13 protein-coding genes are annotated in these 15065 nt (G+C 42.2%); all 13 read left to right on the plus strand.

What is annotated here, in order from left to right; genetic code table 11:
* Nucleotides 1-29 precede the first annotated feature (29 nt).
* The 13 genes from HBN42_RS04570 (at nucleotide 30) to HBN42_RS04630 (ending at nucleotide 14848) form a co-directional block, all read left to right on the plus strand.
* On the plus strand, nucleotides 30-1166 hold the full coding sequence (locus HBN42_RS04570; protein ID WP_165993893.1) for a YSIRK-type signal peptide-containing protein: 1137 nt from the start codon (nucleotides 30-32) through the stop codon (nucleotides 1164-1166).
* Nucleotides 1167-1309: 143 nt separating this feature from the next.
* The gene (gene leuS / locus HBN42_RS04575) at nucleotides 1310-3811 is read left to right on the plus strand and encodes a leucine--tRNA ligase (protein ID WP_165993894.1); all 2502 of its coding nucleotides are present in this window, start codon (nucleotides 1310-1312) and stop codon (nucleotides 3809-3811) included.
* 268 nt (nucleotides 3812-4079) lie between these two features.
* On the plus strand, nucleotides 4080-5513 hold the full coding sequence (locus HBN42_RS04580) for a PTS sugar transporter subunit IIC (protein WP_165993895.1): 1434 nt from the start codon (nucleotides 4080-4082) through the stop codon (nucleotides 5511-5513).
* A 71-nt stretch (nucleotides 5514-5584) separates the two neighbouring features.
* Nucleotides 5585-5863, plus strand: coding sequence for a PTS sugar transporter subunit IIB (locus HBN42_RS04585; protein ID WP_165993896.1), 279 nt, complete (start codon nucleotides 5585-5587; stop codon nucleotides 5861-5863).
* A 126-nt stretch (nucleotides 5864-5989) separates the two neighbouring features.
* Nucleotides 5990-6475, plus strand: a complete 486-nt coding sequence (locus HBN42_RS04590; RefSeq protein WP_165993897.1) for a PTS sugar transporter subunit IIA — start codon at nucleotides 5990-5992, stop codon at nucleotides 6473-6475.
* 106 nt (nucleotides 6476-6581) lie between these two features.
* Complete coding sequence (locus tag HBN42_RS04595; RefSeq protein WP_165993898.1) at nucleotides 6582-7244, plus strand: 3-keto-L-gulonate-6-phosphate decarboxylase UlaD; 663 nt, start codon at nucleotides 6582-6584, stop codon at nucleotides 7242-7244.
* A gap of 4 nt (nucleotides 7245-7248) precedes the next feature.
* A complete protein-coding gene (locus tag HBN42_RS04600) occupies nucleotides 7249-8112 on the plus strand; it encodes an L-ribulose-5-phosphate 3-epimerase (RefSeq protein ID WP_165993899.1) in 864 nt (287 codons plus the stop codon).
* 1 nt (nucleotide 8113) lies between these two features.
* Entirely contained in the window at nucleotides 8114-8830 is a 717-nt protein-coding gene (locus tag HBN42_RS04605; RefSeq protein WP_165993900.1) for an L-ribulose-5-phosphate 4-epimerase, read from the plus strand.
* A gap of 187 nt (nucleotides 8831-9017) precedes the next feature.
* Nucleotides 9018-10004 carry a LacI family DNA-binding transcriptional regulator gene (locus HBN42_RS04610; protein ID WP_165993901.1) on the plus strand — a complete coding sequence of 329 codons (987 nt, stop codon included), beginning with the start codon at nucleotides 9018-9020 and terminating at the stop codon, nucleotides 10002-10004.
* Between the two features lie 277 nt (nucleotides 10005-10281).
* Nucleotides 10282-11301: a hypothetical protein gene (locus tag HBN42_RS04615; RefSeq protein ID WP_165993902.1), complete on the plus strand. Its 1020-nt coding sequence runs from the start codon at nucleotides 10282-10284 to the stop codon at nucleotides 11299-11301.
* 38 nt (nucleotides 11302-11339) lie between these two features.
* Nucleotides 11340-12302 (plus strand): 2-hydroxyacid dehydrogenase family protein, encoded by a 963-nt coding sequence (locus HBN42_RS04620; RefSeq protein WP_165993903.1) that lies wholly within the window; start codon nucleotides 11340-11342, stop codon nucleotides 12300-12302.
* A gap of 84 nt (nucleotides 12303-12386) precedes the next feature.
* Entirely contained in the window at nucleotides 12387-13838 is a 1452-nt protein-coding gene (locus HBN42_RS04625) for a PTS galactitol transporter subunit IIC (protein WP_165993904.1), read from the plus strand.
* Nucleotides 13839-13858: 20 nt separating this feature from the next.
* Entirely contained in the window at nucleotides 13859-14848 is a 990-nt protein-coding gene (locus tag HBN42_RS04630) for an amidohydrolase family protein (RefSeq protein WP_165993905.1), read from the plus strand.
* Nucleotides 14849-15065: the final 217 nt, after the last annotated feature.

Consider the following 15065-nt stretch of genomic DNA (forward strand, 5'->3'; position numbering starts at 1 on the left):
AAGAAAGTTACCAAAATTAAGGAGAAAAAATGGAAAAAAATAAAAAAATGAAGTATTTTCTTAGAAAATCAGCTTACGGTTTAGCTTCTGTATCAGCTGCAGTTATGATCGGTGGAACAGTGGTTTCAGCGGAAGAGGTAGTATCAGCACCTACACCTACGACAGTAGCAACTGCTACTGCAGAAGTACCAGCTGCTGAAACTCCAAAAGCAGGTAAACTAAGCAAAGAAGAACGCGAGCGAGTGCTTGCTAAATTAATGCTTACTACAAGAGAAAAAGAAGCTGCAAAAACACAAGAACTTGCTGAAACAGCTGCGGCTGGAGATGATAAAGAGAAAGCAAAAGAACTAGAAAAACTAGCAGAAAGTGCACAGCGTGAATTAGAGGCTGCAAGGAAAAAAGTTGAAGAATTAGGTGGAGATGTAGAAGCATCTACAGAGGCTGAAGCACCTGAAGTTGAAGAAGTTGAAGAAGTTGAAGGCGTAGAAGAAGTTGAGGAAGCTGAAAAGGCAGAAGCAGCCGAAGAAGCTCCAGTTGATAAAGAACAAGCTTTAAAAGATGCAAAAGCAGAAGCTCTTGCTAAATTAGATGAGCTTGGCGCAAGCGAATTTATCAAGAAGATCGTTTCATCAGCGAAAACTGTAGAAGGTATTAAAGACTTCATGGAATTCACTCTTCCAACTTTAGAGAAAAACAAAGCTGAAAGAGATGCTAAAGAAAACGAAAATACAGAAGAGAAAACTGAAGAAGCTGAAGTAGAAACTGAAACAGAATCAATTGAAACAGAATCAACTGAAAAAGAAGAAACAGAAAAATCTGAAGAAGAAAAATCTGAAGCACCTACTGAAGAATCTGAAGCTGAAAAAGTAGAAACAGAAGTTGAAACTGAAAAAGCAGAAACTGAAAAATCTGAAGCACCTACTGAAGAAGCTGAAACAGAAAAAGTAAGCCCAGAAGCTCCTAAGATGGACAAGCCAAAAGTTGAACAAAAATCAGATATGAAACCTGAAATGAAACCAATGGCTCCAGCTGGAATGATGAAAGAAGAGCATAAATTACCAAGTACTGGTGATTCATCTAATCCATTCTTCACAGCTTCAGCCTTAGCTATTATTGCTGGTTCAGGAATGTTAGCTTATGGCGCTAAACGTAAGAAACATAACTAAAATTGTCTCCCAAACCAAAAGATGAGTCTCTGGCTCATCTTTTTCCCTTTTCTTTGAAAGGGTTGAAAATGAATAAACATTTCTAAAAGCCTCATATCGTGCTATAATAAGAAGACTAGACTTTTTTACATGGGAGACGTCACATGACATTTTACAATCATAAAGAAATTGAGCCTAAGTGGCAAAGCTACTGGGCAGAAAACAAAAGCTTTAAAACGGGAACAGACAGTAAGAAACCGAACTTTTATGCCTTGGATATGTTCCCTTATCCTTCAGGAGCTGGTCTTCACGTAGGGCACCCAGAAGGCTATACAGCAACGGACATCCTAAGCCGTTTCAAACGTGCTCAAGGTTACAATGTCCTTCATCCAATGGGCTGGGATGCCTTTGGGCTACCTGCTGAGCAGTATGCCATGGATACGGGAAATGACCCTGCAGAATTCACCAAAGAAAATATCGCCAACTTCAAGCGCCAAATCAATGCCCTAGGTTTTTCCTACGATTGGGATCGTGAGATCAATACAACGGATCCTAATTATTACAAATGGACCCAATGGATTTTTACCAAGCTTTATGAAAAAGGCTTAGCCTACGAAGCTGAAGTACCGGTCAACTGGGTGGAAGAATTAGGGACAGCTATCGCCAACGAAGAAGTCTTACCAGATGGAACCTCTGAACGTGGCGGTTACCCAGTTGTGCGCAAGCCTATGCGCCAGTGGATGTTAAAGATCACGGCTTACGCCGAACGTCTGCTTGAAGATCTAGAAGAGGTTGATTGGCCAGAGTCTATCAAGGACATGCAACGCAACTGGATCGGAAAATCAAGTGGTGCCAATGTCACCTTCAAGCTTAAGGATAGCCAGCATGACTTTACGGTCTTTACCACACGCCCTGACACTCTTTTTGGAGCGACCTATGCTGTTTTAGCTCCTGAGCATGAACTGGTTGATGCCATTACAAGCCCTGAGCAAGCTCAAGCTGTGGCTGATTACAAACACAAAGCCAGCCTCAAGTCAGACCTGGCTCGTACAGACCTGGCTAAGGAAAAAACAGGTGTTTGGACTGGTAGCTATGCTATTAACCCAGTCAATGGTAAAGAAATGCCAATCTGGATTGCTGACTATGTCCTTGCATCTTATGGAACAGGGGCGATTATGGCAGTTCCTGCCCATGATGAGCGTGACTGGGAATTTGCTAAGGCCTTTAATTTAGACATCATCCCTGTCCTTGAAGGGGGCAATGTCCAAGAAGCAGCCTATACAGAAGATGGCCTCCACATTAACTCAGACTTTTTGGATGGTCTAGTCAAGGCAGAAGCTATTGCCAAGATGATTGCTTGGTTAGAAGACAAGCAGGTTGGTCAGGAAAAAGTGACCTATCGTCTACGTGACTGGCTCTTCTCTCGCCAACGCTATTGGGGTGAGCCTATTCCAATCATCCACTGGGAAGATGGTACATCAACAGCAGTTCCAGAAAAAGACCTCCCATTAGTGCTTCCTGTTACCAAGGATATTCGTCCTTCAGGAACAGGGGAGTCACCTCTTGCTAATTTGACGGACTGGTTGGAAGTGGTTCGCGAAGACGGTGTCAAAGGGCGTCGTGAAACCAATACCATGCCACAGTGGGCAGGATCAAGCTGGTATTACCTGCGTTATATTGATCCGCACAATACAGAAGCCCTTGCTGACCCTGAGCTTCTAAAACAATGGTTGCCAGTTGATATCTATATTGGTGGTGCTGAGCATGCAGTACTTCACTTGCTTTATGCACGTTTCTGGCATAAGGTGCTCTATGATTTAGGGGTTGTTCCAACTAAGGAGCCTTTCCAAAAACTCTTTAACCAAGGGATGATTTTGGGGACAAGCTACCGTGATCATCGTGGTGCCCTTGTTGCGACAGACAAGGCTGAGAAACGCGATGGTTCCTTCTTCCATATGGAAACAGGTGAGGAATTAGAACAAGCACCCGCTAAAATGTCTAAATCCCTTAAAAACGTGGTTAACCCTGACGATGTTGTTGAACAATATGGTGCCGACACCCTTCGTGTTTATGAAATGTTCATGGGACCTCTTGATGCTTCCATTGCTTGGTCAGAGGAAGGTCTGGAAGGAAGTCGTAAATTCCTTGACCGTGTTTACCGTCTGATCACAAGTAAAGAGATTGTTTCTGAAAATAGCGGAGTTCTAGACAAGGTTTACAACGAAACCGTTAAATTGGTTACTGAACAGATTGACAGCCTCAAGTTCAACACAGCCATTGCTCAATTGATGATTTTTGTCAATGCTGCTAATAAGGAAGAGCAATTATTTACCGACTATGCCAAAGGTTTTGTTCAATTAATAGCGCCATTTGCACCGCACTTGGGTGAAGAATTATGGCAAACCTTGACCCAATCAGATGAGTCCATTACCCATGTGGCTTGGCCAACTTGGGATGACTCAAAATTGGTTGAAAATGATGTGGAAATCGTTGTCCAAATCAAAGGAAAAGTCAAGGCGAAATTAGTGGTTGCTAAAGACCTCACTAAGGAAGACTTAGAAGCTGCAGCCCTTGCTAACGAGAAAGTACAGGCTGAAATTGCTGGCAAAGAGATTGTCAAAGTCATTGCTGTTCCTAACAAACTTGTTAATATCGTGGTAAAGTAAAAACCAAAGACTAACAATAGTTGATATCTATATAGACTCCACTGGGCGCCTGTTCCAGTGGGGTCTTTTTTGTTAGCAAGAGCTTGAAAAAGCAAAGGGATTACGCATTTTATCCCGTTAAGTATAGTTAAATTTTAAAATAAGTTAACTGAAGTCTAATTTTGAACACTTCTTTGTGTGATAGTTGGTCTTTTTTAAAACGCTTTCATTACCTATAATGAACATATAAAAACATTATATTTATTAACTTTGAAAAGAGGTAGTTCTCATGGAAATGTTCCTAGCTCCCCTAAACTGGTTCTCGCAAAATATTTTGCAAAACCCAGCTTTCTTCGTAGGTCTTCTGGTTTTAATCGGGTATTTACTCCTTAAAAAACCAATTTATGAAGTCTTTGCAGGTTTTGTCAAAGCGACAGTTGGTTATCTGATTTTGAACGTTGGTGCAGGTGGTCTGGTAACGACCTTCCGTCCAATCTTGGTTGCCCTTGCTAAGAAATTTGAATTGAAAGCGGCTGTTATTGACCCTTACTTTGGTCTTGCTGCTGCCAATACGAAATTAGAAGAGATGGGCTTTATCAGTGTTGCTACAACCGCTCTCTTGATTGGTTTTGGAGTCAATATTCTCCTCGTTGCACTTCGTAAGATTACAAAAGTGCGTACCCTTTTCATTACTGGTCATATCATGGTACAACAAGCAGCAACCATTTCTGTTTTTGTCCTCTTATTAATCCCTCAATTCCAAAATGCTTTTGGGGCATGGGCGGTCGGTATTATCTGTGGGCTTTACTGGGCGATCAGTTCTAACATGACGGTTGAAGCAACCCAGCGCCTAACAGGTGGCGGCGGATTTGCGATTGGTCACCAACAACAATTTGCGATTTGGTTTGTGGATAAGGTTGCACCGTTCTTTGGTAAAAAAGAAGAAAATCTTGATAACCTAAAATTACCAACCTTTTTAAACATTTTCCACGATACTGTTGTTGCATCTGCAACCTTGATGTTGGTCTTCTTTGGAGCTATCTTGGCTGTCCTTGGTCCAGACATCATGTCTAATGTGGACTTGATCGGACCTGGAGCATTCAACCCAGCTAAGCAAGCCTTCTTCATGTATATTCTGCAAACATCCCTCACCTTCTCAGTTTACCTCTTCATTTTGATGCAGGGTGTGCGCATGTTCGTTTCTGAATTGACCAATGCCTTCCAAGGGATCTCAAGCAAATTGCTTCCAGGGTCATTCCCAGCGGTTGACGTTGCAGCTTCTTATGGTTTTGGCTCTTCAAATGCGGTTCTTTCAGGATTTGCCTTTGGTTTGATTGGTCAATTGATCACGATTGCTCTTCTTGTTATCTTTAAAAACCCAATCTTAATTATCACAGGATTCGTTCCAGTATTCTTTGATAATGCGGCGATTGCGGTTTACGCTGATAAACGTGGTGGTTGGAAAGCTGCAGTTGCATTGTCCTTTATCTCAGGGATTTTACAAGTTTCTCTTGGTGCGGTAGCTGTTGGTTTATTAGGTCTTACAGGTGGTTACCATGGTAACATCGACTTGGTTCTTCCATGGTTGCCATTTGGTTACATCTTCAAATTCCTTGGTATTGCAGGTTATGTGCTTGTCTGCATCTTCTTACTTGCCATTCCACAATTACAATTTGCTAAAGCTAAGGACAAAGAGGCTTACTACCGTGGTGAAGCTCAATAAGTACCACTTTCAAGAAATAGCGCTGCTATTCTAACAAAAAAATAAAAATAACATCTTCGGAGGAAAAAACAATGGTTAAAGTCTTAACAGCATGCGGCAATGGCATGGGGTCATCTATGGTCATTAAAATGAAAGTTGAAAATGCTCTTCGTCAACTTGGTGTTACTGATATTCAATCAGCTTCTTGTTCTGTGGGTGAAGCTAAAGCGTTAGCTTCTGGCTATGATATTGTGGTAGCGTCAAACCACTTGATTCATGAGCTTGATGGCCGTACTAAAGGTCACTTGGTTGGTCTTGATAACCTGATGGATGACAATGAAATCAAAACCAAATTGCAAGAAGTGCTATAAGCTGATTCTGAAACAAAAAGGAGGAGTTGTGACGAAGGTTCCCAACTCTTTCTCTTTAGCAAAAGTCAGTTAAGAGACAAGAAAAGGATGTGTTTTTAACCAAAAACACTAGAAAGAGATATGTTTATGAATTTAAAACAAGCCTTTATAGATAACAACTCTATTCGTTTAGGGTTAAGTGCTGATACTTGGCAAGAAGCTGTTCAGTTAGCTGTCCAACCTTTGATTGATAGCGGAGCAGTGACATCGGCTTACTATGATGCCATCATTGAATCAACAGAAAAATATGGCCCTTATTATGTGCTGATGCCAGGGATGGCAATGCCTCACGCAGAAGCAGGTCGTGGGGTCAACCGTAATGCCTTTGCCTTGATTACTCTAACCAAACCAGTAACTTTCTCAGATGGAAAAGAGGTTTCTGTTCTCTTGACGTTGGCTGCGACTGACCCTTCTATTCACACAACAGTGGCTATTCCACAAATTGTAGCCTTGTTTGAACTGGACAACGCCATTGAACGCTTGGTGGCTTGCCAAAGTTCAGCAGAAGTGCTGGCAATGGTAGAAGAATCAAAAAACAGTCCTTACTTAGCCGGTTTGGATTTGGACTCTTAATTAATCTTTGGAGATAATCCTCAGATAGACGAATTAACAATAATGATTGAAAGGATAGGAGCTCTTAATCAGTTTGTACTGTGGCTAAGAGTTCTAGGAAAAACACATGACACATCTTCCAAATTTACAAGTTGCCTTAGACCATTCTGACTTGCAAGGGGCTATTAAAGCAGCCGTTTCAGTTGGACATGAAGTAGACGTTATCGAAGCAGGTACGGTTTGCTTGCTTCAAGTCGGAAGCGAGTTGGTTGAGGTTTTGCGCAGCCTTTTCCCAGAAAAAATCATCGTGGCAGATACAAAATGTGCTGATGCTGGTGGTACTGTTGCCAAAAACAATGCTAAGCGCGGCGCTGATTGGATGACTTGTATCTGCTGTGCGACTATTCCAACCATGGAAGCGGCCCTCAAGGCTATCAAAGAAGAGCGCGGCGAGCGTGGGGAAATCCAAATCGAATTGTATGGCGATTGGACTTATGAGCAAGCTCAATTATGGCTTGACGCTGGGATTTCTCAAGCTATTTACCATCAATCGCGTGATGCCCTTCTTGCTGGGGAAACTTGGGGCGAAAAAGACCTTAACAAGGTGAAAAAATTGATTGACATGGGCTTTCGTGTGTCAGTGACAGGCGGGCTCGATGTGGATACCTTGAAACTCTTTGAAGGGGTTGATGTCTTTACATTTATTGCAGGACGTGGTATAACTGAGGCAGAAGATCCTGCTGCAGCGGCGCGTGCATTCAAAGACGAAATCAAACGTATTTGGGGGTAACCTTATGGCGCGTCCTATTGGTATTTATGAAAAAGCTACGCCAAAACAGTTTACTTGGCGTGAACGTTTGCAATTTGCAAAAGACTTAGGTTTTGATTTTGTGGAAATGTCTGTCGATGAATCAGATGCTCGCTTAGCTCGCTTAGAGTGGACTAAGGAAGAGCGACTTGATTTAGTAAAAGCCATTTATGAAACTGGGATTCGCATCCCAACCATTTGTTTTTCTGGCCACAGACGTTACCCACTAGGCTCAAACGATCCTGCCATTGAAGCCAAGTCCCTTGAACTGATGAAACAATGTATTGAATTGGCACAAGACCTCGGGGTACGTACCATTCAATTAGCTGGTTACGACGTTTATTATGAAGAAAAATCGCCTGAAACCCGTGCCCGTTTTATCAAAAATTTAAGACAATCCTGTGATTGGGCAGAGCAAGCCCAAGTCATGCTTTCTATTGAGATTATGGATGATCCTTTTATCAACTCTATTGAAAAATACTTGGCTGTTGAAAAGGAAATTGACTCTCCCTATCTCTTTGTTTACCCTGACACAGGGAATGTTTCTGCCTGGCACAATGACCTGTGGAGTGAATTTTACAATGGCCACAAATCCATTGCAGCCCTCCACTTGAAAGACACCTATGCTGTTACGGAAACCTCAAAAGGTCAGTTCCGTGATGTGCCATTCGGTCAAGGTTGTGTGGACTGGGAAGAAATGTTTGCTGTCATCAAGAAAACCAACTACAATGGTCCTTTCTTGATTGAAATGTGGTCAGAAAACTGTGAAACGGTGGAGGAAACAAGGGCTGCTATCAAAGAAGCTCAGGACTTTCTTTACCCACTCATTGAGAAAGCGGGGTTGAAGTAAGATGGTGAAAAATTTACAAGAAATGCGTGAACGTGTCTGTGCGGCTAACAAGTCTCTGCCAGAACACGGTCTTGTCAAATTTACGTGGGGCAATGTCTCCGAAGTTTGTCGTGAGTTAGGACGTATTGTCATCAAGCCGTCAGGTGTTGACTACGACCTCTTGACACCGGAAAACATGGTGGTGACAGACCTTGATGGCCATGTGGTTGAAGGTGATTTGAACCCTTCTTCAGATCTGCCAACCCATGTGGAGCTCTATAAAGCTTGGCCAGAAGTGGGGGGGATTGTTCACACCCACTCAACAGAAGCTGTTGGCTGGGCCCAGGCTGGCCGTGATATTCCTTTTTATGGGACTACCCATGCGGACTATTTTTATGGCCCGGTTCCTTGTGCTCGCTCTCTCACAAAAGCAGAAGTTGATGGGGCTTACGAGCAAGAAACTGGCAGCGTGATTTTAGAGGAATTTAGCAAGCGAGGTCTTGACCCGATGGCGGTTCCAGGAATCGTGGTGCGTAATCATGGCCCATTTACGTGGGGTAAAACACCAGAGCAAGCCGTTTACCACTCTGTTGTCTTAGAAGAAGTGGCTAAAATGAACCGCTTGACAGAACAAATCAATCCACGCGTAGAGTCTGCACCAAAATACATTATGGACAAACATTATTTACGTAAACATGGTCCAAATGCTTATTATGGTCAAAAAGGAGATACGCATTAGGACAACTGCCTTTTTGGGAAGGTATCCATCTTTGTTAACCATTGTTTGGGCGAGTCTTATTGGCTTGCCCTTTTTCTAGGCTTCTTGAAAAAGGTAAATTCAAGGGTCTTGCTCATCCTTTATTTTAAAATTATCCTAATCGTGGTATAATACGCGTAACGAATGACAGGATGAGTAGGAGTTAGGCATGTTTGAGAAAGTCACCATCAGTGATATTGCTAGGTTAGTTGGAGTGTCAAAAGCCACTGTTTCTTATTATTTAAACGGTAATTATAAAAAAATGTCGTTAGCCACCAAGGAAAAAATTAAGCAGGCGATTGAAGTTACTGGTTACCAGCCCAGCAAGATAGCCCAGAGCCTTGTCACCCGAGATACGCAGACTATTGGTGTTGTGATTGCTGACATCACCAACCCCTTTATTTCTTCCGTGATGAAGGGGATTCATGACACCTGTCAACGTTATGGTTATACGGTTAACTTTACTAACTCAGATAACAGTCTCCAAATTGAATTGGAGAACCTGCACCGCTTGAAGCAACAAAATGTCTCAGGTATTATTTTGGATTCGGTCAATCCTAACAACCCCTTTGTTAGTGTCTTTGATCCTAAAAGCTTAGTCATGGTGGATAGACAAGCTACAACTTTACAATTTGATACCATTGTTTCAGATAATAAACAATCAACCAAGCAGTTTTTACAGGAGATGCTAAAAGCAGGCTATCAGGAGATTTATTTTGTGACATTTCCTATTGAGGGAATTTCCACGCGAGAGCTCCGTTATCAAGGCTTTCAAGAGGTGGTTGGTTCCAGCAGCAACCGATTGATTGTTTTGGGAGAAGAAGGTAGCCAAGACCGCATTCTAAACCTGATTAAGGAGTCTGCTACCAAGCCAGCCTTTCTAATGATGAATGGACCAACCCTCTTAAGTTTTATGAAGATTGTGAACCAATCTCCTTATCATTATCCAGATGATTTTGGTTTAGGGACTTATGAAGATTTGGAATGGATGCAGGTCTTAACACCGGCTGTCTCGTGTATTAAACAAGATTCTTATGGTATTGGCTGTTTGGCAGCGGAGCATTTGATTCAAAAGCTAAAAGGAGAAAAAGATCAGGCTGCTAGTCCAGAATTACTAGAAGTGGTTAATGAGCTGATTATTCGACACTCGTTTTAAGAATGGCTAATGAGCTGGGCTAGAGGGGCTTGGCTCATTAAATTTTTAAAAAATATACGTGTAAACGCTTGCTTTTTGAAATAACTAGCGCTATAATGAGAATGTCTTTGATTAACCGATTAACATAAAGCATCCTTTGTTTTTATGTGGCCGCTGTCAATTCAGATCTTCTCTTCTATTTTTTTTAAAGGTTTGGTTAACCGATTAACTCGTTTGTTGTGATGATCCTGTTAGTCGTCATGATGATTTTAGTTTGTGATAATGTTCAGGAGGGTTTATGCGAGTTCAAAAGCTATTCTCAGATACCTTACCAGCGGCTTATGCCGTCTGCCGCTTACAAGCTGATGGGGCTGATTTTCTCTTGGTTGCTTCCGAAATTGATGCTGCCTGTTTTGCCTACGACTTAAATGGTCAATTCAAAAAACAGGTGGTTTGGCAAGATGTCGGAGGAACCATGTCAATTATTCAGGTTCCTGGTAGTTTGGATTTTTTAGCAACTCAGAAGTTTTATCCTGGCTTTGATGCCAAGGCTTGTCAGATCGTTTACGGTGCCTTTAATGGGAAGGGATGGGATATTCAAAAAATAGCTGACTTTCCTTACTTACACCGTTTTGATTTGGTAGGGACTCAGCCAGATAAGTGTTTGTTTATTGGTTGTACCATTGCCAATTCCAAGACTTTTGTGGAGGATTGGTCAGATAAGGGACAGATTTTTGTTGGTAGATTCAACAAAAACCTGCTGGTTTTGGAAGATGTTCAAGCATTACCCTTACGTCTTTTAAAAAACCATGGCTATTGCAGTGCACAGAGCCATGGCTACTCGCTGATTACAGCTGTTGAGGGGATTGTTAAACTGACCTATCCTGAGGCTTCAGACACAGGTAACTGGCGTTTAGACCTCCTCTATGGTCAAGAGACCAGTGATATTGTTCAGCTGGATATTAACCGAGATGGGAATCAAGAACATATGATTATCCAAGGGTTTCATGGGAACCGTTTGAGGATTTTCTCTCATGATTTTACCAGAGAATTGTACCATTATCCTGACCCTACACCTTTTGGACATGCCATTTGGAGCGGTAGCCTTTCAGGAGTGCCCTGTTTTATCTTTGGTTGGCGGTCTGAGAAGGCAGAACTTCGGGTGTTCACTTATACTGATGGGGACTTTGAGTCCCATCTTGTCGAAGCAGGAGTTGCTCCAAGCAATTGCTTGGCCTTTGACAAGGACGGGAAATCCTATCTTTTCTCTGCCAATAATGGCAGCAATCAAGTAGCTCTCTATGAGCTTAGTTTTTAAGGTCATGACAATATATTATATATTAAAGGAGGAACATTATGGCAAAAAAGAAAGTGCTGGTGACAGGCATCGTTCCTAAAGAAGGGCTTCAAAATTTGATGGCCCAGTGTGAGGTAACCTATTCAGAGGATACCCCTTTTTCAAGAGAGTATGTCCTTGAACACCTCAAGGACTACGACGCTTGGTTATTGATGGGGCAAAAAGGGGATCGTGAAATGATTGATGCAGCTCAAAATCTGCAGCTGATTTCCTTAAATGCTGTTGGCTATGACCATGTCGATATTGCCTATGCCAAAGAAAAAGGGATTACCGTTTCGAATTCCCCTCAAGCTGTGCGGGTGCCTACGGCTGAAATGACCATCACTCTTATGATGGCTGCTGCCAAGCGCTTAGCTTTCTATGATAAGGTGGTACGACAAGGCGAATGGCTCGATCCAAGTGAACGCCGTTTCCAAGGGATGACCTTAGAAGGAGCTACCTTGGGCATTTATGGGATGGGACGAATTGGGTCAACTGTGGCTGAATTTGCCAAGGCTCTTGGGATGAAGGTGGTTTACAATGATCTTTATCGCTTGCCACAAGAACGTGAAGAGGAACTGGGTGTTCACTTTCTTGACTTTGACCAATTAATAAGCCAAGCAGATGTGGTAACCATCCATGCTCCTTATTTGCCTTCAACCCATCATCAATTTAACAAAGATGTTTTCAGGGCGATGAAAACCCGTAGTTATCTGGTCAATGCTGCACGGGGTCCTATTGTTTCCGAAGAAGATTTGGTCTGGGCTTTGAAAGAGGGGCAAATTGCTGGGGCTGGCTTAGATGTCTTTGAGTTTGAACCAGCTGTTTCTGAAGAACTTCGTCAGCTTGATAATGTCATCATGAGCCCGCATGCGGGAACAGGAACAATTGAAGGTCGTATCACTCTAGCTGAGGAGGCTGCCAACAACATTCTCTCTTTCTTTGATGGAAAACCTGTCAATGTGGTCAATGCATCACGCTAATCAAGCCTTACTTGCTTAGAAAAATGGGTTTCCCATTTTTTTAGAGATAGATGTAAGCGCTTAATAAAACAAAAAGGTGAAACTATGTTAGAAGCTTTACACAAATTTTTTGATGTCTTTGGTGCAGCTACGGTTGTACCAGCAATGATTTTTATTGTCAGTCTTTTTCTAAAAGTCAATCCTAAACGTGCCTTCTTTTGTGCCTTGCGTGCAGGTGTCGGTTTGACTGGGTTTGGTTGGATTATTTCTGCCTTTGCCCCAATGGTAACCAAGTATATCCAACAAATGGTTGACACGACTGGGTTAAATTTGCCTATTGTAGATATTGGTTGGCAGGCTGGTTCCTTGACAGCCTTCTCTTCTGAAATCGGTCTGTCTTTCTTTGTCTTTGGGTTACTAATCGAACTTGTTTTATTCCTAACTGGGATTACGCGTGTCTTTGTACCATCGAACTTATGGAATAATTTTGGCTACATGATTTGGGGAACCATGGCTTATGCTGCAACAGGAAACTTTGTGCTATCCTTTGCCTTCATGGTCTTTGTCCTACTCTATTCACTTGTCATGTCCGAAGTTTTAGCGGATCGCTGGTCAGAATACTACGGGGTTAAAAATGCCACGATTAATTCGATTCATAATATTGAAACCTTGATTCCTGCCTTGATCCTTGATCCTTTATGGAATTTACTTGGTATTAATAAGGTCAAATTGAATCCAGAGTCTCTTAAAACCAAGTTAGGTATCTTTGGTGAGCCAATGACCTTGGGCTTTATTCTAGGGGTAATCATTGGGGTTTTGGGCAGTCTCAAAAATCTCATGTCCATTGAAACTTGGGGTGGTATTTTATCCTTTGCTGTGGTTTTAGCTGCAGTGATGACTATTTTTCCTTTGATCACAGGGGTATTTGCCCAAGCCTTTGCCCCATTGGCAGAAGCTGTTGAACGCAACAAGAAAAAAGAAAATGCCGAAAGCTCTACCCTCTCTGACAAAAAACGCTGGTTTATTGCTGTTGATGATGGGGTAGGATTTGGTGAACCAGCCACTATTATTGCTGGGTTGGTTTTGGTTCCTATTATGGTAGTGATTTCCTTGATTTTACCGGGGAACAAGGCCCTCCCTGTGGTGGATTTGATTGCTATTCCTTTTATGATTGAGGCTATGATTGCAGTAACGAGAGGTAATATCCTAAAAGCTATACTAAATGGGATCGTTTGGTTTAGTTTAGGCCTATACGCTGCTAGCGCTCTTGGTCCAATTTACACTGAGGCTGTTAAACAATTTGGAACTGCCTTGCCTGCTGGTGTTACTCTTATCATGAGCTTTAATCTCCTAGCTCATCCCCTAACAGCGATTGTGCTCTTTGCCTGGATTTCTGGTAATCCTTTCTATATTGGTTTAACCATTGTTGTTTATTTGGCTTTCTTGCTTCTTTTGAGAACAAGAAGAGAAGCCATCTATCGTTATTTGAAAGTCATGTCAGATAAAAACAGTGGTTTTGAAGGGTCTTGTGAAAAAATCTTTATTGCGGAAGATTAGTTTTAGTGGAGGAAAGAAAAATGAAAAAAATCGATGGACATGCTCATATTGTTAACACCATTGCAGGATTTAATGGCAAAGGTCGCTTGAATGCAGTTGGAAATGGTTATGCGATTTGGGATGATGGGGATTTAATCAAATTAATCCCAGATGGCTATGGAGATCACGCTTTTACTGCAGAATCCTTTTTACAATTTATGGACGCTAATGAGGTTGAGAAAGCTGTTATCCTTCAAGGACATCTCAATGGTTATCAAAATTACTATACTCACCTAGCGATTAAAAAATACCCTGAGCGTTTTACAGGAGCCTTTTCAGTAGATCCTTTTGCTGACAATGCCATGCAGATTGTCCAACGTCATGTTGAGGTCTTGGGCTTCCGTGCCATCAAGTTTGAAATTAGTCAAGGTGGTGGCATCCATGGTTATCGAGGACAAAAAACACCATTCCGTCTAGATACCGATCCTCATGTGAGCCGTATCTTGACCTACTTGCTAGAATACCCAGGTTTTGTCGTAACAGTGGATTATGGAAATTGGGATCAAATCAGCCATCAGCCAGATGCTATTGCTAATCTTGCCCGCCTACACCCAAGTCTTGATTTTGTGGTTTGTCACTTATCATTCCCCCATGCAGACACTCCTAACCGCTTGCGAGCAGAACTCAGCATGTGGAAGGACTTGGACAATATCTACACAGATATTTCAGCTATCCAAGACATAGATAGTCCAGACAAATTCCCATTCCCTAAAGCTGAAAAGAACGTGCGCATTGCCAAAGAGGTTTTAGGAGCTAAGCGCATCATTTGGGGGACAGATTCACCTTGGTCTGCTACCTTTAACACTTATGAGGAATTGGCGACCTGGCTAGAACATGTTGCTATTTTCACACCAGAAGAATTAGAAGATGTGCTTTATCATAATGCTGAACGTGTTTACTTCAAACCGTCTGCTGTTGAAGCTAACCGCAAGGCTGTTGACCCTGCCACAAAAGAACTAGGCTTATACTAAAAATGATTAGGGGTTTGGGACAGGAGAAGGTCCCAAACCATTTTGTTATGCTAAGGAGCTTGTATTTAAAAGGGTCATAGACCCATCTGAGGATAACTCACAGACAGGTTAGGTAGCCAGAGAGGCCTGCAACTGTCGACATGACCAAAGAGGAGTGAGACTCGGTTTGTCTGGTGGTAGTATGATTTTGTTTCAGTTGTTTTCCGATGTTTCTAAG

It is taken from the genome of Streptococcus catagoni (genome assembly GCF_011421425.1).
In the GTDB taxonomy this organism is placed as follows: domain Bacteria; phylum Bacillota; class Bacilli; order Lactobacillales; family Streptococcaceae; genus Streptococcus; species Streptococcus catagoni.